The sequence below is a fragment of the Halocatena marina genome, assembly GCF_023276375.1.
In the GTDB taxonomy this organism is placed as follows: Archaea; Halobacteriota; Halobacteria; order Halobacteriales; family Haloarculaceae; genus Halocatena; species Halocatena marina.
The window spans coordinates 3,580,945-3,598,819 of record NZ_JALLPK010000001.1; the positions used below are offsets into that span (position 1 = coordinate 3,580,945).

At 55.0% G+C, this 17,875-nt stretch carries 18 protein-coding genes; 9 read left to right on the forward strand and 9 right to left on the reverse strand.

Annotation, left to right across the window (positions count from 1 at the left end; all coding sequences use genetic code 11):
- Positions 1 to 19 precede the first annotated feature (19 nt).
- Positions 20 to 955, reverse strand: a complete 936-nt coding sequence (locus MW898_RS16975; protein WP_248909022.1) for a universal stress protein — start codon at positions 953 to 955, stop codon at positions 20 to 22.
- 142 nt (positions 956 to 1,097) lie between these two features.
- On the opposite strand from MW898_RS16975, the gene MW898_RS16980 reads away from it, so the two are divergent.
- Positions 1,098 to 2,003 carry a universal stress protein gene (locus MW898_RS16980; RefSeq protein WP_248909023.1) on the forward strand — a complete coding sequence of 302 codons (906 nt, stop codon included), beginning with the start codon at positions 1,098 to 1,100 and terminating at the stop codon, positions 2,001 to 2,003.
- A 723-nt stretch (positions 2,004 to 2,726) separates the two neighbouring features.
- Here MW898_RS16980 and MW898_RS16985 read toward each other — a convergent pair.
- Positions 2,727 to 2,933: a dodecin family protein gene (locus tag MW898_RS16985; RefSeq protein ID WP_248909024.1), complete on the reverse strand. Its 207-nt coding sequence runs from the start codon at positions 2,931 to 2,933 to the stop codon at positions 2,727 to 2,729.
- 118 nt (positions 2,934 to 3,051) lie between these two features.
- Between MW898_RS16985 and MW898_RS16990 the strand changes: the two genes are divergently transcribed.
- From MW898_RS16990 to MW898_RS17015, 6 genes are all read left to right on the forward strand, one after another.
- Positions 3,052 to 3,219, forward strand: coding sequence for a hypothetical protein (locus MW898_RS16990; RefSeq protein WP_248909026.1), 168 nt, complete (start codon positions 3,052 to 3,054; stop codon positions 3,217 to 3,219).
- A 705-nt stretch (positions 3,220 to 3,924) separates the two neighbouring features.
- The gene (locus tag MW898_RS16995) at positions 3,925 to 5,214 is read left to right on the forward strand and encodes an ABC transporter substrate-binding protein (protein ID WP_248909028.1); all 1,290 of its coding nucleotides are present in this window, start codon (positions 3,925 to 3,927) and stop codon (positions 5,212 to 5,214) included.
- A gap of 45 nt (positions 5,215 to 5,259) precedes the next feature.
- Positions 5,260 to 6,273 (forward strand): branched-chain amino acid ABC transporter permease, encoded by a 1,014-nt coding sequence (locus tag MW898_RS17000; protein WP_248909030.1) that lies wholly within the window; start codon positions 5,260 to 5,262, stop codon positions 6,271 to 6,273.
- A complete protein-coding gene (locus MW898_RS17005; protein WP_248909033.1) occupies positions 6,270 to 7,418 on the forward strand; it encodes a branched-chain amino acid ABC transporter permease in 1,149 nt (382 codons plus the stop codon). Before MW898_RS17000 ends, MW898_RS17005 begins: the two co-directional genes overlap by 4 nt.
- Positions 7,415 to 8,239, forward strand: a complete 825-nt coding sequence (locus MW898_RS26025; protein WP_248909035.1) for an ABC transporter ATP-binding protein — start codon at positions 7,415 to 7,417, stop codon at positions 8,237 to 8,239. The genes MW898_RS17005 and MW898_RS26025 overlap by 4 nt, the downstream gene beginning before the upstream one ends.
- A complete protein-coding gene (locus MW898_RS17015; protein ID WP_248909037.1) occupies positions 8,236 to 8,991 on the forward strand; it encodes an ABC transporter ATP-binding protein in 756 nt (251 codons plus the stop codon). The genes MW898_RS26025 and MW898_RS17015 overlap by 4 nt, the downstream gene beginning before the upstream one ends.
- A 100-nt stretch (positions 8,992 to 9,091) precedes the next feature.
- Here MW898_RS17015 and MW898_RS17020 read toward each other — a convergent pair whose 3' ends face one another.
- The 3 genes from MW898_RS17020 to MW898_RS17030 all read right to left on the reverse strand — a co-directional run bounded on the left by MW898_RS17020 (position 9,092) and on the right by MW898_RS17030 (position 12,294).
- Positions 9,092 to 10,384, reverse strand: coding sequence for an aminoacyl--tRNA ligase-related protein (locus MW898_RS17020; protein ID WP_248909039.1), 1,293 nt, complete (start codon positions 10,382 to 10,384; stop codon positions 9,092 to 9,094).
- 447 nt (positions 10,385 to 10,831) lie between these two features.
- Positions 10,832 to 11,254 carry a methylated-DNA--[protein]-cysteine S-methyltransferase gene (locus MW898_RS17025; RefSeq protein WP_248909043.1) on the reverse strand — a complete coding sequence of 141 codons (423 nt, stop codon included), beginning with the start codon at positions 11,252 to 11,254 and terminating at the stop codon, positions 10,832 to 10,834.
- Between the two features lie 764 nt (positions 11,255 to 12,018).
- On the reverse strand, positions 12,019 to 12,294 hold the full coding sequence (locus tag MW898_RS17030; protein ID WP_248909800.1) for a winged helix-turn-helix domain-containing protein: 276 nt from the start codon (positions 12,292 to 12,294) through the stop codon (positions 12,019 to 12,021).
- 270 nt (positions 12,295 to 12,564) lie between these two features.
- Here MW898_RS17030 and MW898_RS17035 point away from each other — a divergent pair, with 270 nt between their 5' ends.
- Positions 12,565 to 12,849: a hypothetical protein gene (locus MW898_RS17035; RefSeq protein WP_248909045.1), complete on the forward strand. Its 285-nt coding sequence runs from the start codon at positions 12,565 to 12,567 to the stop codon at positions 12,847 to 12,849.
- Positions 12,850 to 13,054: 205 nt separating this feature from the next.
- On the opposite strand, the gene MW898_RS17040 is transcribed toward MW898_RS17035, so the two are convergent.
- Together MW898_RS17040 and MW898_RS17045 are read right to left on the reverse strand one after the other, a co-directional pair.
- Positions 13,055 to 13,357 carry a DUF7513 family protein gene (locus tag MW898_RS17040; protein WP_248909047.1) on the reverse strand — a complete coding sequence of 101 codons (303 nt, stop codon included), beginning with the start codon at positions 13,355 to 13,357 and terminating at the stop codon, positions 13,055 to 13,057.
- Positions 13,354 to 14,916 (reverse strand): Na+/H+ antiporter NhaC family protein, encoded by a 1,563-nt coding sequence (locus MW898_RS17045; protein ID WP_248909049.1) that lies wholly within the window; start codon positions 14,914 to 14,916, stop codon positions 13,354 to 13,356. Before MW898_RS17045 ends, MW898_RS17040 begins: the two co-directional genes overlap by 4 nt.
- 279 nt (positions 14,917 to 15,195) lie before the next feature.
- Between MW898_RS17045 and MW898_RS17050 the strand changes: the two genes are divergently transcribed.
- Positions 15,196 to 15,726, forward strand: coding sequence for a 50S ribosomal protein L16 (locus tag MW898_RS17050; RefSeq protein ID WP_248909051.1), 531 nt, complete (start codon positions 15,196 to 15,198; stop codon positions 15,724 to 15,726).
- Positions 15,727 to 15,981: 255 nt separating this feature from the next.
- Here MW898_RS17050 and MW898_RS17055 read toward each other — a convergent pair whose 3' ends face one another.
- Entirely contained in the window at positions 15,982 to 16,251 is a 270-nt protein-coding gene (locus tag MW898_RS17055; protein ID WP_248909052.1) for a WNWW family protein, read from the reverse strand.
- Between the two features lie 594 nt (positions 16,252 to 16,845).
- Positions 16,846 to 17,859: a type II glyceraldehyde-3-phosphate dehydrogenase gene (locus MW898_RS17060; RefSeq protein ID WP_248909054.1), complete on the reverse strand. Its 1,014-nt coding sequence runs from the start codon at positions 17,857 to 17,859 to the stop codon at positions 16,846 to 16,848.
- Positions 17,860 to 17,875: the final 16 nt, after the last annotated feature.

Here is a 17,875-nt window from a genome sequence, read left to right on the forward strand (position 1 = left end):
TGGAAGCGACTGTGAGGGGTTAGCTGACGGTCAGCACGGGCGTCTCAGAGCGCCGGATCATTCGTATTGTGGTACTCCCCAGTAACCGATCGTCTCCTGCATCTTTTCCGCGCGTCCCCATCACAGTGAGGTCAGCAGCGACTCCCTGCATATAGCGGAGGAGCTCTTCTTCGGGCACACCCTGTCGTATCTCCGTTGTCACGGAGATCTCCCGGTCGCGGGCTTTGGCTGCAATACTATCAACGGCAGTTGTCCCACCCTTCTTGAGCAGCCCGACGATGCTTCGAGGAGCGTCTTCGAGGCCGTACGTTCTCGTGTCGATGACGTAGACCACGTGGGCCTCAGCACCGTAGCGCTCTGCGAGAGCAAAACCCTGTTCGGCGGCACGCTCTGCAATATCGCTGCCATCAGTTGGAATTACGATCTGTTCGTACAGTCCGTCGTCCACGGAAGTAGCTGTCTCAACAGCAGCTAGATTAGAGTCCACAGCTCTGTCTCTGTCGCTATCGCTGTCGTTCTCTTCGGTGGGCCGCGTCGTCAGCACGGGCACGCCTGCGAGTGTCACTACTCGCTCTGTTGTGCTGCCCACGCGTGACTGTTGTGTTCCTGCTTGATCGTGGGCTCTCGTTCCCATCACGATCACATCGATCGCATTCTCCTCGGCATACGCGAGGACCGACTGGTAGGGAACCCCTTCGCGGACTTCGCGTTTTGTCTTCAATCCGAGTTCTGCGGCCAGCTCTTGCACCCGAACGGTTGCCGATCGGCCACGCTTTTCTGAATGACGTCGTAACGCGTCTCGTTCGTCTGAATCCAATGCGTCTGGTTCGGGGCTCGTGTCGATGACATGGAGGACGTGGACGGTCCCGTCGCACATCCGTGCGAGATCAAACGCGCGAGCGATGGGACCCGCTGTTCCCCTGCTATCGATTGGGATGAGGATCTCGTGATACATACTGCTCGGAAATACGGGATCGAACACCAAGTAGACTACCTGTGTCTCTGTTTGAAAGCGAACGGGCTACTGTCTGCTACGGCTCAATCACGGTCGCCCATTCGTCTGACCAACCATACGGTTTAGGGCATATCGCTCGTATATGGCACGAGATGGGATCATGTACGACGACATTCTTATTCCAACGGACGGAAGCGATGGATCTCAGGCAGCTGTCGAACACGGTGTCACGCTTGCTGGGCGATTCGACGCGACCGTTCACGCTCTCTCTGTCGTCGATGAAGCATTTTCGAAAGCTGACGTTGCAGCTGACACGGTCTGGATGTCGATCTACGAGGAGCGCGAACGGGAAGGCGAGCGTGCAACAGAACTCATCGCTGCGACCGCGGCTGATGCTCACGATGTGTCGGTCGTTCAAACGATCTGTGACGGCGATCCCGCTGAAACCATTCTTGCGTACATCGATGAACACGCGATCGATCTCGTCGTGATGGGGACGCACGGACGGACGGGAATCGGTCGCCATCTACTGGGAAGCGTCACCGCGACTGTCGTACGGGCAGCGTCCATCCCAGTGCTGACCGTCCGTTTGACCAAGCGGCTCCAGACGACCGACTACGCTGATGTTCTTATTGCAACCGACGGGACCCCAAGTTCCGAGGCAGCGGCTAAACACGCGGTGGCACTCACAGATCGATACGATGCGACACTGCACGCAATCTACGTCGTCGACTCGAAGTACGGCACCAGCGATGTGGTCCGAAATTCACTTCGACAGCTGGGGACCGAAGCAATTGAGAACGTTACGAGACAAGCTGCAGCCCTCGATCATCCGCCGATCGAGACGATCGCTGCTGGCGTCCCGTATGAGGAGATTCTCGCCTACAGTGAGAACCAAGGAATCGATCTGATCGTGCTCGGAACTCACGATCGGACCGGAATTGATCACCTCCTAATGGGAAGTGTTGCCGAGCGAATCATTCGGACGGCACACACCCCCGTCCTGACGGTGTCGACCGAAACAGAGCACGATCGACGTCGGGAATAAGCGCCAGTACACCATCAAATCGCAACCGATCTCGTCTGGAGAATGCTGATACGAGTGCCAACGACACACTCTTGCCAGCAGAGTCACGTGGTCGGACCTCTTTGTACCGATCGCTGGTAAATACCATACGTGCTGTACCGAGCGCATCTGATGGGTCGTCTGTAATCACCGGTATCGTGGGTATGTGAGTTCGATGCGCTGATTCGGCGACGATGCGGTCGATTCAACACGATCACACCAACGTCGTTACACGAGTACGGCTGTAAATGCAGGTAGCACGGCAAAGTACGTCGAGACTATCTCCGTAGCTGTCCTGTTCGCTCATTAGCTGTGTGTCCTCTTTCAGCCCGATTTCCAAAGCGACCATGCTCATTTCGTGCCTACCATTATGATGATTGATGTATATGACACAGGGCGTGTCTATTCCGGTGTGTCTGATAGCCTGCTATAGAAAGTCTCGAGACTACGGCCTACCGGGATCGTGTTCGAAATGATCGAAAAAGCAGATCAGTATCTTTGCGCTCAAGTCCTCGAAACATCGCTTTGTGACCTCTGATACGGTGTCTCTGCAATAAGACGCTGTAGATGGTACGTTGATACGGGTGTCATCTGTAGCAACCCATATCAGAAAAAGCGTCTCGATTGGTTTTCTATCGCTCTCATACGTGTGTGAGTAGTAGAGCAAAAAGTGATCGCCACGCATCGGAGGACAGAGACGGCTGTTTAGTGTTCCTGTACAGGAAACGCGATCTCGACAGTGGTCTTATACTCGACGATCGTGTTGTCTTCGATGGTCGCAGACCAGTCCTTTATTTTCATTCCACTAATGTTTTGGACTGTCGACGTGGCTTGCACGAGTGCCTGTTCTGCTGCGTCTTCCCACGATTCCTCAGAGGTACCGAGAACTTTTATGACTTTTACTGCTCCCATAGCTGGAGTGTCGGTCAGTAATTCATTAACAGTTGAGGTTGGATATTCAAGCCAGCAACGGTGATGAGCCCCGTGTGACCGGTTTCTTGAAAGCCAGCATCCACAGTGGTGACAGACTGTGAGTACTGCTGGTACGCCACTCGATACGTCCCTATACGATCAGTTTGATGGTGCTCGTTGGTTCGTCGATGGTTTAGCGTTCCCCGACAACGACAACGAAAATCCGTTCACAAGGTTCTTTCCACCGAAACCAGACGCGATTGATTCGTTTCTTACTATTAGTTAATTACCATTTTCCATACAAAATATCAGAACAATATATTATTTGGGGTAGAGTAGATTATTTGATATACATTTCAATTGTATAATTCAACTATTCATCGATCAATTTTTGGCTCAGAATGAACATAGAACAGGCAGTGTCGTCAGAACCACTGGAATTGTTCATCTGTGTCTTAGAGGTGTAAACGCATCCACACACTGTCTAACTATCTTTTGATATTTTCTTGGTTTGATTCATCTCATACCTGTGCTACTTACGCATCAGCTGAAGAATCTCGAAGGATGTAATAGACCATTTTCTATAGGAAAAATTCATATTCTGTATTATTGTGTTCTATCGATCTCAATTACCAATGTTCAACATCTGTATGATGAAACTGTCCTCCTCGACAACTGCTACTATCTCAGAAACTACATCTATCCCTCCTATTCGTCTCTTTGGCTATTGTCTCTGCGTTGAATCGAAACAGTGCGCGTCGTACTATTTCACTCCACCAGACCTAGTGTATCATCACCTTCGTTATCGGTTTGATTCGTGGTCGGCTGCCCTCTCCCGATGTAATCGCCGAATTCATTGGTTTCGTAGATCTCAGTCAGTTCATATCGATCGATGAATACTTAGGGCAACAAGGGTCTACCCTGCGCCGTACCGACTTTGTGAAGCATTACACTTATATCACATGTCTCTCTAACACAAGAAGAGCCAACCATGACACGTTCTGACAAGAATATGTGGGCACGACGAGATATACTGCGACTCTCCGGAGGCGTGGGGACCGGACTCTTACTCGCCGGTTGCCTCGAATCTGGAGACGATGATGGCAGTGGCGACAGCAATAACAGTAGTGACAGCGGTAGTGGTGGTGGAAACAACGCTATCAGTATTGGGTTAGTGACACCGCTGACCGGAACGCTTGCGCCGTACGGTCAGCGCAATCAGCGTGGCAAGAAACTCGCGCTCAACGCGATCAACGACGTCGGAATCGGATCTAACGGTCGCACGTTGGACGTCCTCGTTGAGGATTCTGAGAGCAAAAACCAAAGTGGTGTTAATGCTGCTCGGAAACTCGTCAACCAGAATCAGGTACCACTGCTCGTTGGGGCAGTGGGATCGGGTGTCTCGCTCGCTATCTATAACTCCGTCACAAGCGGAGCGGACGTGGTACAGATCAGTCAGAACTCCACCAGTCCAGAGCTATCGAAGAAATCAGACCTGTTCCGGATGAGTCCCTCGGGAGCGGCCAAGTGGAAGGCACTTGCGAAGCTCCTCAAGCGGGATGGCAAGTCCAAGGTCGCAGCAACGTGGATCAATAACGACTACGGACAGGGATTTGCCGATACGTTCCCGAACGTGTTCGACGGCGAGGTAGTGTACATCAACCCGCACGATCAGGACCAATCGTCGTACCGGGGCGTGTTATCCGAGATGGCGAACACGGACGCGAACGCGTGGCTGTTCATCACCTACGCCAACGAGTACACCATCATGGTCAACGAGGCGTTCGATCAGGGATACAACGAGCAGGCGGACTACTACGGAGCCGAATCGACGGTCGCAGATTCGATCATCAAAAACACCTCCGACGGAAGCCAGACCGGTATGCAAGGAATTACCGAGTCTGCACCAACTGATCAGCAGAGTTACAAGCAGTTCAAGACGGAGTTTCAAAAGCAGTTTGACAAGACGCCCACCGTGTGGTCGGCGTACGCGTACGACGCCGTGACAGTCGCGGCCATCGCGGCTGAGGCTGCCGATGAGATGACTGGCTCTGCTCTTCAGAAGGTTATCAGGGATGTTACTCGGCCGAAGGGAACGAAAGTCTTCAATTTCGAGGAAGCAAAGAATATTCTCGCTGACGGCGGCTCGGCGACGGATATCAACTACGAAGGCGTCTCCGGTCCGGTTGATCTCGACAAAAACGGTGATCCGCCCGGATTCTACCAGATCTACCGGGTGAAGAACCACAGCTATGAGTACGGCGACTTCATCACCGGCTGAAATGATCGGTCGATTTCGACTCGACAGGTTCGACGGAGGTGTGGTATGAGTGCTTTCCACGAGCACGCGCTGTTGCAGCCAGCGCAGGTCGGCGTGCTTGACCAGCTTCCGCAGTTGCTTGCCAACGGACTGGTGTTCAGTTGCATCATCATTTTGGGAGCGATCGGGCTGTCGCTCATCTACTCGATTGCCGATTTTGCTAACTTCGCTCACGGCGACACCATGACAGTTGGTGCGTTCGGTGCGTTCGTTGGCGCGGCGGTGTTTGGCTCGGGTTTCACTATTGTGGTCCCGTTCACGGCTGCTGTCGTCGATTTGCGCGTGCCTGCTCCCGATATCGTGCTCTTCGAACTACCGTTGTCACTGTATCTCGGATTACTCGTTGGGATGGCAATTGCGGCATGCGTTGTGGTGGTGACCGAGCGACTCGTCTACAAGCCGCTCAATGCGGGATCTATCGAACTGCTCATCACGAGCATCGGTGTCGCGCTCGCCTATCGCGCGCTGATGCAGATGGCCTTCGGAGCCGAGCAGCGCACTTACCAGATCTCTCGACAGGGACGCATCGCACTGTTCGATGCTGCGCTCGGCATTGCCGTTACGCCACGCGATCTCGTTGTCGTCGTTCTCACGGGAGTGCTCGTGGTTGGACTGCACGCGCTGTTACAGTATACGACGCTTGGCCGAAAGATGCGCGCAACCGCTGACAATCCAAATCTTGCGCGCGTCTCTGGCATCCGGACCAACGAAGTCATCCTCGCAATGTGGGTCATCGGTGGAGCGCTCGCTGCCGCTGGTGGGGTATTTCTGGGCATCGACACGCTTGTTCGTCCACGAATGGGGTTTGATATCCTCCTCGTGGTGTTCGCTGCCGTCATCCTCGGTGGCATCGGGAGTGTCTACGGTGCGATGATCGGTGGTCTCGTTATCGGGATGGCACACGAACTCACGCCCGTCATTCCATTCGTTCCCGTCGAGTACGCTCCCGCGGTGGCGTTCGCGTTGATGGTCCTCATCTTGCTGGTCCGCCCGCAGGGAATCAGAGGTGAAAGCGTATGAGCGGAAAACGACTTCGACGAGTACGCCAGTGGATCGGCGGATTCTACGACAGTCTCGACGCGGTCGATCAGCGCGTTCTCTGGGGTGTCATCGGATTTGCTCTGTTACTCGTCGTGGCAACCGTCACCGGCGTGATGCAGTTGGGGTTCGTACTGCCGACGCTCGCGCTCACGGGAATGTGGGTGTTGCTCGCGCTCGGACTCAACGTTCAGTGGGGATACGCTGGGCTGATCAACTTCTCTGTCGCAGCGTTCTGGGGAATCGGGATGTACAGTGTCGCGCTGCTCGCAACGCCCGAATCACCAATTGGGCTCTCGTTGGGACCAGGCGTCGCGTTCATCGTCGCCATCGTTTCGAGCGCGCTCGTCGCCGTCATCATCGGGATTCCGACGCTGCGCCTGCGCGCTGACTACCTCGCTATCGCTTCGTTGGGTCTCGCTGAAATCATCCGATTGCTCATCAAGAATCAGGAAGGCATCACAGCGGGTACACAAGGCGTGAGTATCCAGCCACTCTTGCCCGAGGCTGTTGCTGTAATCGAGGGAGCGGTCGGGGCGTTCGATTCCGTCTTCGCGTGGGATGCTGTTGCCTTCCCGTACCGTGGTCTGACTGATCTTCTCTTGGTGAGTGTTGCGGTTCTTGTGGTCTATCTACTCCTCAGGCGGATGCATCGATCTCCGTGGGGACGGGTGCTTCGAACGGTGCGCGCTGATGAGGAACTCGCCGAGGCGCTCGGGAAGAACGCCTACGCGCTCAAGATGCAGGCGTTCGTCCTCGGAAGCGTACTGATGGGCATCGCGGGCTTTTTTTATGCCTACCAGTTTCTGTACGTCTCTCCGAGTGAACTCGAACCCATCAACACCTTCTACGTATGGGTTGCGGTTATCCTCGGCGGCACTGGATCGAATCGTGGCGCGGTTCTCGGTGGTCTCACTATCGTTCTCGTCCGTGAGGGTCCACGATTCATCAACGATGCCGGGCTGCTTCCGGTGGACCCGGCGGCGTTCCGACTGCTGTTGGTCGGTCTTCTCATCGTGCTCATCGTTCGCTTTCGCTCAGAGGGAATTCTCCCACCGCGGGCCGAACTCATCTGGCCTGCGGCGCGTGAGACGAACTCCGACGGTGCTGGGGGTGATGTGTCGTGAGTGACGGTACTCCTTCAACAGCGGACTCGCGCTATGATGGAGCAGACCTTGATAAAGATGACTCAGTGTTACGCACTGCGGGACTCGAAAAATCGTTTGGCAGCCTCGTTGCTGTCGACGACGTCTCTCTCGCCGTCGAGCGTGGCTCTATCACAGGGATGATCGGACCCAACGGCGCAGGAAAATCGACGCTGTTCAACCTCATCTCTGGCTTCTACGACCGCGACGCCGGTCAGGTAACGGTAAACGCAGTCGACGTCAGTGGCAACCCACCGCACGAGGTCGCACGTGCGGGATTAGTACGAACGTTCCAAATCCCTCGCCGAGTGGACGGAATGACCGTCCGCGAGGCGATGCTCGTCGGTCCGCGGCCACAGACCGGCGAGTCCATCCTGCCGCTGTTTCTCACACCAGAAACGGTCGTCACCGAGGAACGTGAGAATCTCGCACGCGCCAACGCGCTCCTCGAACGGTTCGAGATTGCTCACCTCATCGATCAGCCAGCGACGGATCTCTCGGGTGGACAGTTGAAGCTCGTCGAACTCGCGCGTGGTATCACGACCGACCCCGATATCCTCTTGCTCGACGAACCTGTCGCTGGAGTGAACCCGACGCTCGCTGCTGAAATCAAGCGCTTCATCCGCGAGCTGAACGAGGAAGGGCAGACGTTTCTCATCATCGAGCACGACATGCCCTTTATTATGGATCTCGCTGATCCCATCGTCGTTCTCGATCAAGGACGCGTTCTCATGGAAGGCACACCGGAGGAGGTCAGAAGCGACGAGCGCGTCATCGACGCGTATCTCGGAGGTGTGGAATGAGCGATCCAACTGGCAACACGGACAGCGCACATGCCACCGGTGAAGAAAGAAGTGCGCTCACTGTCGAGGGTGTCGACAGCGGTTACGGTGAGATGCAGGTGCTTCGGGACTGTTCGCTGCATCTCGACGCTGACGAAATCGTCTGTCTCATCGGGCCAAACGGCGCGGGAAAATCCACCGTGTTGAAGACTGTCTTCGGATTGCTCTCTCCGTGGAGTGGACGGATTCGTCTCGCTGGGCGCGACATCACGGACACGCCCCCCGAGGATCTCGTCCGTGAGGGCGTTGGCTACGTCCCCCAGACCGAGAACGTCTTCGGGTCCCTCTCCGTTGCGGAGAATCTTCGGATGGGCGGTGTTGCTCGCTCTTCCGGGCTGGATGAGGTCATTGGGAACCTGTACGATCGGTTTCCGATTCTCGAAGAGAAACGGGATGCGAAGGCCCGTACGCTCTCGGGCGGCCAGCGACAGGTGCTTGCGTTCGCCCGCGCGCTCGTGATGGAACCCGACGTGTTGCTCATCGACGAACCGTCTGCTGGTCTCGCACCGAACATCGTCGAGGACGTTTTTGAAGACGTACAGACGGTGAACGAACTCGGAACGGCTATTCTGATGGTCGAACAGAACGCCCGCGAGGGGCTTGGCATCTCGGATCGTGGATACGTCCTCGATCAGGGAACCGTGCGATTCGAAGACGAAGCAAGCGTGCTACTCGACAATCCCGAGGTGTCTCGGCTGTACTTGGGTGGGTGAGCTCTCACTCGAACCACGAATCTCTTCAATCCGAACGCTTGGCCCCACGTTCTGCTTGAACGCCGTGTTTCGTTGGTGAGAACGAGTGAGTGTTAGCTCCTCATCCACCTTCGAGCTGTATTGTCGATACCGCATCGGGAGCCACGCGCTGTGTCTGTCCCTCTCGTGTCTCCATCTCGACATCGCCCGTTTCACGGTACGTGTTGCCCAAGATGATCTTCTGGGGAATTCCGAGCAGATCACTTTCGGCGAACCGTTCACCGATCGTCTGCGCTGGGTCATCGAAGAGGAGCGTGTTCTGAGGACCGCAGTCCTCGTGGAGCCGATCGGCGGTGTCTCGTATTTCACCGTCGCTCTCGTATTCGAGGGGAATGATTGCCACCTCGAATGGAGCGACAGTTCCTGCGTCAGTGACGGGCCAGCGACAACCATCTTCGTCGGCGTGCTGTTCGATGAGCGTCTGGATGAGACGGGTAACGCCGATCCCGTAGCTTCCCATTATGACGGACTGCGAACCAGTGGCGGTGTCGATGGTGAGACCCATCGCCTCTGAGTAGCGTGCTCCGAGTTTGAACACGTGTCCGATCTCGATTCCGTCACTCCGCACGAGCCGACTCTGACACTCGGGACACTCGCACTTGAGAGACGAATCACGATTCCAAACGTCCCAGTCGGGATGTTCGTCGGTGACGCCGAATCGACACGCCTCACTCGCACACGAGAGCAGTTCACCAGTTCCCGTCTCGACGGGAGCGACGAACTCCTCCGAAGTAGCGCCACCCATAACGCTGTTTTCGGCCTCAACAACGACGAACTCGATCCCGAGTGAGTCGAAGAGACGGCCGTAGGCAGCACGGACCCGTTCGTAACACTCATCGAGTGAGTCGGCGTCTGCATGGAGGCTGTACGCGTCCTTCATCGTGAACTCCTTCGTTCGTAGGAGCCCGTTACGAGCGTGATCGTCTCGGTGCTTCGTGTTGATCTGATAGAGCAAGAGCGGGAGATCCTCGTACGAGCGGACGACGCCGTCGACGAGCGAGACGATTCCCTCTTCGTGAGATGGCGCAAGGCACATCTCTTGCCCATCGCGGTTCGTGAGCGTAAACATCTCTCCTTCGAAGCGTCCCCACCGTCCGCTCTGCTCCCAGATGGATCTGTACTGGAGCTGGGGAAGACTGATCGCTTGTGCCCCGATCGACTCCATTTCGCTCGTGATACGATGGATGATCTTCTGACGAACGCGTTCACCTGTCGGGGTAAATCCGTACAGACCACTCCCGAACCGATGGATGAGCCCAGCACGGACTGCCAACTGCGCTGCTGTCTGTTTATTCGTCGCTCGACTGGTCGCAAGGAGCACGTTATTTCGTCTCATCGCTCCCTCTTCTGTCATGCGTTCCAGTCCCTCCTCGGACAGGAGTCTGCCAGTAAAACCAGTCGCTGCGCGCGTCGTTACCTCGATCGCGGAACCCAGCCGGGAGCCACACCGGACCCCCGGCTTGAGACATGATTAGTTCGATTACGACACATGCACTTTCCCGGTTGTGGGGGGCACTTATACGCTTTTTGGTCCACTTTCGGATCTGTTCGGAGTGGTGGTGACATTTGTTTGGGTGATCACGAACGGGTATCACAACCAGACCATCATCTGCGAACAGCGTGGAATCGACGGCGTTCTTACGTTCGATTCAGATTTTGATGGACTCATCACTCGATACGACCCGCTTGATTACGCCTGCACTGCTCTCAGTGCTTTCGTTCGAGTAACGATATCCAATAACGACACTCTGTCACAACCCTCGCTGGTGTGCGGGACACGAAGCCGTTCTGGGGACCAGGTCTATTCTTGTATCGGCAACTGCGTCTGCTTTGTTCCCCGTCCCTGTTCGAGAGCAAGCAGTCGCCGTTTCGTAGCGACGCCGTTGGCCGCCGAGTAGCCCTTGAGTTCGCCATCGCTCCCCATGACACGATGGCACGGAACGATCAGTGGGACAGGATTGTGCGCGCACGCCTGTCCGACGGCAACGGGTGTAGTATCGAGATCTGCCGCAAGTTCGCCGTACGTTCGCGTCTCTCCGTAGGGAATCTTACTCATCGCGGTCATCACCTCGCCGGTCAATCCTCCCGGCGTTGTGACTGTTAGATCGAATTCCTGACGATCTCCACACTCGTATTCGTACACCTGCTCTCGGATGGCTGCTGGCGACTCATCGATTCGTGATTCGTCAATCTCGACGGTGGTTTCGAAAATATCTACGTTCATGAGTGGATTGTGTTGAATCGTCTCGGTGTCTCTCTAGTGGCTGCTGAAACGGATAACTATTCGCCGCAGAGCGAAAGTAGTTCGTCATCACGTGCATCGACGGATCTACGACCTGTTGTGGGCTTCGTGATACCAGAATGACTTCGAGAAACCGACGGCGGGCTGGTCCATCAGAAATCAATGTTTCAATTGATAGCTGCACTATTTGTCATCTGCTGTGTGATACTACAGCATGAATCGGAAACGGTGTGAGTAAGCACTTATATATGAGTAGAAATGGACTATTCGAATCACAACCAGGCTCAGTGACCATTTTCTTGTTTCGCTCCGAACTCTGTCGGCCGAAATCGTACTGAATAGAAACTCGTTCGCTTATCATCGTCAAGCATCAGCGACGATACGTTTCTCTGTCTGTGGATCGGAGTGAGGTGTCGATTCGATAATCTCCATTGACAGTTCGGAGTCGTGCCTCTGTGCATACGACGAAACAGAAAAAATCGCTCGGTGTAGTTGAGAGCGAACAACCTGTCGAAGCTCACTTTCCATGCGTTGTTTCAAAAATGTTGTTCACTGGTAGCGATTACCATCAGTCACGGGTCGCGCTGGGCTTGACTGCGTTCGGTAACGGAAGGACGAGTAGCTCTTCGAGCCTCTTATGCGGTGGACATCACGGTGTTCGACGCAAGGGACAGCGTTGTCACTGATTATCCGATGGTGACCGCCCGTCCCTGTGAGCCCGTCCCTCAAGAGCGCGTCCAGCTGATTCAGGCGAGGTTCTCTGCCTCAATCGTCTGCCAGATCTCGCTCCCGTGGTCGGTAATACCGTAGACACGTCCCTTTCGCCGGTCGTCTGAGACGAGCAGCTCGACGAGAGACTGCTCTCGAAGTCGTCCGAGCGCCCGCGAGACGTGAGAGATGGGTATCTCTCTGTCTTCGGCAATCTGCGACGGTGTTGCAGGACCGATTGCCAGACGTTCGAGAACAGCAACCCGGTAGGTGGAACTAACAACGTCGCTCACAGCGTCCCAATCTGGTGCCATAGGTCTATCCTGCCACATTATACTCCCTCCCGCACCAATACACTTCCCCTTTCCAGTAACTATGATGACAGTAAACGCACCAGTAGGTTTAACCATTACTGCCCCAGTCGTGCTCGACATCAACCGATTGGAACACTGCTAGTAAGTAATTTTCAGTAAGTTGGCAATGACAACACGCCGCAGTCTTGCGATATCTCTGTCTCGCAACGACGGATTGTCCGAACGTGTTAAACCACAATACCTATCCCTTGCTCTGCTGCTAGCCCAGATATGGACCCGATCATCATCCTCTCCCTCATCACTGTGGTAGGGATTATCCTGCTACTGGGGTTGTTCGGTGTCTGTCTTCACTTTGTGTATCGCACAGTGAACTCGCAAACGACAAGGACGACACGAGGGACGACTGGAGATGGAGCAACCGACGAGCCCGACGAGACCATCGTTCGTGGATCTATTGATGATGACAGCGTCGGAGCGGCGGGAGACACCGGTGACTTCGTCTTCGGAGACAGCGATGAGAGCCTTGGGAGTGGCGATCCTAAGCAACAACTCTAAGCCGAATACGTCGTTCGAAGAGACGCAGATGTAGGTACGCTGAGTGACTTCTCAGTCGTAGCCATCGGCTTCTCCACCGCACCAAGCGTTCCAAGCTCGCTCGATTGCCATCGACTGTTACAGCCAGCTCTCTCTTTGCATCGATGCAATCAGATCCGGACGGATCGAACCGCTTGCAGAAACTGATGGAACCGTTTGTCGATCGTTACTCTACGGATTCGGTCACTTCGTCCTGCGGTTCTGCTTCCGGTTCCTCTTGTGCTGGTTCGATGAGAGTTGCCTCTCCGATGAACGTGCTCGTATCGAAGGTCTCGACGCGGACAGTAACCTGCGAGCCGACGAGATCTTCCGGTGTATCGAGGAGGGTCAGGTGGCTGTCTCCGACGCGGGCAACAGCGGTACCGTCCTCGAAACCTGTGACGAAGACCGGGATCTCTTCACCAGGATCGAACGTTGGTTGATTTGTTCGGAATCCCCATCCCTTCAAGTACTGTTTGAGGAAGCTCATAGACGTGTCACCTCCATCGATTGGCGGTCAGAAACGTATTCGAGGCCAAACCCGGAGAGCGCAGCAACGATGAACACGCCGAACAGGAACCAGCCGTGGAAAACGAACGGCCACACCTCAATCGGATTAGCGACCATCGATTGTGTGAACCAGCCGAACTGCGACGGGAGGTCCCGTATCTCAGCGTATCCGACGAGCACACCGCCGGCCCACGGGAAGATGTAACCGAGTGCTGTCGTATTCGCATCGAGGATGTTCGCCCGGCGATACCCGTTAATATTGAATTTCTCACCGATTCGAGCGATGTACGGTGCGATAGCGATTTCTGCTGCCGTGTTGATTGTGATCATCGCGTTGGCGATGGCCGTCCCGAGTACCATGACTAATTCAGCTCGCCGGACGCTCGTAGCTACACTATTGAGCAACCAGTTCTGTAGTGCTTCGAATCCGCCACCACGTATCATGATCTGTGAACCGGCGACGATCAACAGTACAAGGATCGCAAGCGGGAAGAATCCTTCTGCACCCGTGTAGATGCTCCCGCCAACTCCTGTGTTGCCGGGTTCGACGAGTTCGATGAAGGGGAGTACAGAGAGCGACTGTGCAGCCCCGAGATTCTGGGAAGCCTTGAACACGATCATATCGCTCACGGAAGCCAATCCGAGGAGGAGATTGAGCACGACGGCGACTATAAGGCCCCACGAGATCGCTTCGACGATGTGTCGTCCACGTACAGCGGTCGCAATGACGACGAACATCGAGAAGAGGTGAATCAATCCCATCGGATTGCTGTTCGAGACGAACAGTTGCTGTGCGTTCTGTGAGATGTCAAAGCCGGTCATGTACGACCCTGCGATGATATACCCCACAAAGGCGAGTACAGCGGCGACGATCGCGTATTTGAACCGGGAGGAAACGACGCCACCAATGTCAGATTTCTGTGTAACCGCGCTGACGATGGTTGTGTCGCTGACAGGCGCGAGATTGTCACCAAAGGCCGCTCCGGAGAGAATTGCTCCGAACAACAACACGTGATCCGCACCGAGAACAACTCCTGCTGGGAAAACGAGCGTGGTGAACGCGACCGTCGTTCCGTAGCCGGTTCCAATACCAGTTGCGAGCAGTGCTGCGAGGATGAACGTTATCGCCGGGAAAATCGATGCGCCGACGTTGAGCGCATCGGCCGCCCAGACTAATCCACCGACGAATCCACCCTCTTGAATTGTCTGTGCGAACATCCCGGCCCACAGCCATGCGACGATGGCTGTCGCCGCAACGCGTTGGGTCATCCCCGCAAAAATCGTGTTTGCGTACGCTTTCCAACTGCCTTTCACGAACAGCATCCCGAGAATGAGACTGATGAGCATCCCGGCAACGAGCCCAGTTGTGTCACTGACCCGAAGAACGCCGCTTTGGACGATCGCCCAGATGACGAACAGCGCAATTGGAAGTGCGCTCATCAACGTCCCGCCGTAGAAATTTATTCGTGATTGATCTCGTGCTTCGGCAGCTTGTGCCAATTCAGTGCTTACGTCTTCGTTATTCGTATTGTCGCTCATTAGTAATCAATGAATGTTGATGAGAATGGAGAGGGGTTACTTCAATCTTGGGAAAGGTGGGAGAATCATCGTGATTTCATCAGTTCTGCGGATACATCCCGGCTTTGATTGTCCGATCGTGGAGTAACAGACGTGAGCGTGACGCTCCCGGTGATGTGTGGATAGATTACTCCTCGTTTCGCCCAACGCATTGGCGTTTGCTATCATGTGGCAATCAAGGTTCATACAGACAGTCGCTTCGAAGGGTTTATCCACGATCTGAGCTTCATTTCACGTACTATGGCCGATAAGCCCGCAACCATGTACCGGGATATCGATAAACCGTCGTATACTCGACGGGAGTATATCACCGGTATTCCTGGCTCGAAGATCGCACAGTTCAAGATGGGAGAGGTCGACGTCGATCCTGACGAGTATCCTATCCAGATCAGTCTTCAGGTTGAGGAGGCCGTTCAGATCCGTCACGGTTCCCTCGAAGCCGCTCGGCTGTCTGCCAATCGCCACCTCATCAAGGAGCTCGGCGAGAAGAACTACAAGATGATTCTCCGAAAGTTCCCCCACCAAGTGCTTCGGGAGAACAAACAGGCAACCGGTGCTGGTGCAGACCGTGTTTCTGACGGAATGCGACAAGCGTTCGGAAAGATCGTCGGAACGGCTGCACGCATCCAAAACGGCGAGCGCGTATTCACCATCTGGTGTCACCCTGACCAAGCCGAAACCGCCAAGGATGCGCTCCGTCGCGCATACAATAAGATGTCACCGCCGTGCCGAGTTGTGGTCGAGCGGGGTCAGGAACAGCTCGTTGCATAACTCTCGAAATATCGACACTCGATCGTCATTGGGCGATCGTCTGTCGTGGACACGAGTTTCTGTCGCGCTCACTGCTAGTCATGGTTTAAAATCAGCGACACGAACGTCCCGCGGGTAATTCTGTTCGAGCGTGGCGTATGGGACAATCATCGAAGAAAGAGAGATCGTTGTAATGAGTTCTCTCTGTTGAGACGTCGGCAACATCAGATATGGAACGACAACTGATTCCGACAAACGAAACGCGTCGATCTCTTACTATCGACTTACGGTCCGTACTTGGAACCGTTCGTACCCCCCATACGCCATCGCAAGAGAGCCAAGCCACCAGTTCCAGCGCTCGGGTAATCGTTTGTCGGGAGCATCACGGAGATTGCGAACGATCTCCTCTCTCGTGAGGGCATTTCCCGTGTCCGCTTCGAATCTACCGGAATCAGAAAGGTCCAGCGCCTGCCGGACGACGACGCGGCGTTCACCCGGCGTCGGGTCGAACTCTTCGAGGGCGTCTCCAAGCCGATCGCGGTCCATACGCTAGTGTCGGTCGCGGTTGGCTTTATTCTGCCGTCAATATTGACAGCACACTTCATACCTACTGAATCAGTCAATATTTGTCTCGTGAAAAGAGAGCGTATAATTCCACCGCCAGCTACTTACACGCATTTTGTCGTTCTATATCCAACCATTAACAGATGTATTCTACGTAGATTCTCTTCTGGTAGGACGAGTCGAAAATTTCGAAATCTATCTATCGAACACCGGTTCGAGTGGGAAATTGTACGTCCTACACCGCTCGACCTACGTCTCGATCACTTCGTGGCTGTCCCAAAGTTCGAACAGAAATGATCGCATGCACTTCCCATCAGCCGACGATCTCACTGAAACCGGATCAAGTGAGGTCCTTCCGCCGTGTCGTGCCATCTGTGCTGGATCAAGATGACCTTTACCAGCGTGCTGGTGTTCATCGATCGTCCAATCAGATATCTTTCCGACTAGTGTGAATCCTATCCGACAGTGAAACTATCTGGGAGCGCGTGATAGATCGACACGCTCGGAAGCATCAATAAATACGAAAGATATATAATCAATTATTTGTCAGTGCTCGGTGCACACGGTAGAGCGGGATTATAGTCCGATGCCGAGCGATTCGTTCGTCGTCGATATGCTCTCTCTGGCGTCTGCCTGTTCGGTCACGGCGCGAATGGCGTCGATGTTTTCGGGAACAACATCGCTCTCCTGATGAATCGCTTGGAAGAGATAGAGGTCGTTGCCCTCCATGCTGATCGATTCCTCCCAGAGGCAGTTCTCCCAGATATCTCCGCGCGGGCGGCCTGCGTCGTGGGCGAACTCCTTTAGCTTGCCTGCTCCGTCGATCGCCAAGCGTTCGGGGATGAGAAAGAGCCGCGACTCCTCAGCGAAGCGGTCACGTACTTCTTCGGCCGTTGGTGTCGATTCGAGCGTGACGTTGACGCTGTGTGTGTGCATGAGCGTCGCGGGGACTTTCATCCCGAGCGTGTCGATAGCGAGATCTGGGAAGATGGTGTTTACGTCCGGACCGTGGTGTGACGGAAGCGTAACGGGATTCGGGAGGATGTCGTTGATGGGGCCACGGGACGTTTGGCCGGGATCGCCGCCGCGGCGAACGAGCGTAATTCGTGCCTTCTCGACACCGTACTGTTCTTGGAGCGGTGCAAGCAGCCGCGAGAGGCCTGTCGTATTACAAGAGACAACGCGGACGTGAGATGCTCCGGCGGCCGCACTATAGTTCCCGCGGGCATTGAAACTCACATCGACGAGGTCGGCGTCCTCACCGCCCTGATAGAGCGCCGGTGTGTCGTATTCCTCGTACATCGATTTGTTCTGTGCGGCGACGCCGGACGGACACGCATCGACGACGACATCACTCTTCTCGACGAGCTCTGTAACCGAGCCAGCGAGGTCGATTCCTGCTTCCTCGAACAGCGGCATGCGATCCTCGATGGCGGCAAAGAGCGGATATCCGTTTCGAACCGCGGCTTCTGCCTCGAAGTTGGGGCGGGTCTTGGCGACCCCCGCAAGCTCCATATCTGGTTGCTGTGCGACCGCGTCTGCAACGCGCTTGCCGATTGTTCCGTACCCGTTGATCCCAACCGTGATCATACTTGGTATGCTCCAC

Bases quoted from the DNA above. Each gene is read 5' to 3' on its own strand.
- MW898_RS16975 (WP_248909022.1), bottom strand. From the start codon at position 955: ATGTATCACGAGATCCTCATCCCAATCGATAGCAGGGGAACAGCGGGT.
- MW898_RS16980 (WP_248909023.1), top strand. From the start codon at position 1,098: ATGGCACGAGATGGGATCATGTACGACGACATTCTTATTCCAACGGAC.
- MW898_RS16985 (WP_248909024.1), bottom strand. From the start codon at position 2,933: ATGGGAGCAGTAAAAGTCATAAAAGTTCTCGGTACCTCTGAGGAATCG.
- MW898_RS16995 (WP_248909028.1), top strand. From the start codon at position 3,925: ATGACACGTTCTGACAAGAATATGTGGGCACGACGAGATATACTGCGA.
- MW898_RS17000 (WP_248909030.1), top strand. From the start codon at position 5,260: ATGAGTGCTTTCCACGAGCACGCGCTGTTGCAGCCAGCGCAGGTCGGC.
- MW898_RS17005 (WP_248909033.1), top strand. From the start codon at position 6,270: ATGAGCGGAAAACGACTTCGACGAGTACGCCAGTGGATCGGCGGATTC.
- MW898_RS17015 (WP_248909037.1), top strand. From the start codon at position 8,236: ATGAGCGATCCAACTGGCAACACGGACAGCGCACATGCCACCGGTGAA.
- MW898_RS17020 (WP_248909039.1), bottom strand. From the start codon at position 10,384: ATGACAGAAGAGGGAGCGATGAGACGAAATAACGTGCTCCTTGCGACC.
- MW898_RS17025 (WP_248909043.1), bottom strand. From the start codon at position 11,254: ATGAACGTAGATATTTTCGAAACCACCGTCGAGATTGACGAATCACGA.
- MW898_RS17030 (WP_248909800.1), bottom strand. From the start codon at position 12,294: ATGGCACCAGATTGGGACGCTGTGAGCGACGTTGTTAGTTCCACCTAC.
- MW898_RS17035 (WP_248909045.1), top strand. From the start codon at position 12,565: ATGGACCCGATCATCATCCTCTCCCTCATCACTGTGGTAGGGATTATC.
- MW898_RS17040 (WP_248909047.1), bottom strand. From the start codon at position 13,357: ATGAGCTTCCTCAAACAGTACTTGAAGGGATGGGGATTCCGAACAAAT.
- MW898_RS17045 (WP_248909049.1), bottom strand. From the start codon at position 14,916: ATGAGCGACAATACGAATAACGAAGACGTAAGCACTGAATTGGCACAA.
- MW898_RS17050 (WP_248909051.1), top strand. From the start codon at position 15,196: ATGGCCGATAAGCCCGCAACCATGTACCGGGATATCGATAAACCGTCG.
- MW898_RS17055 (WP_248909052.1), bottom strand. From the start codon at position 16,251: ATGGACCGCGATCGGCTTGGAGACGCCCTCGAAGAGTTCGACCCGACG.
- MW898_RS17060 (WP_248909054.1), bottom strand. From the start codon at position 17,859: ATGATCACGGTTGGGATCAACGGGTACGGAACAATCGGCAAGCGCGTT.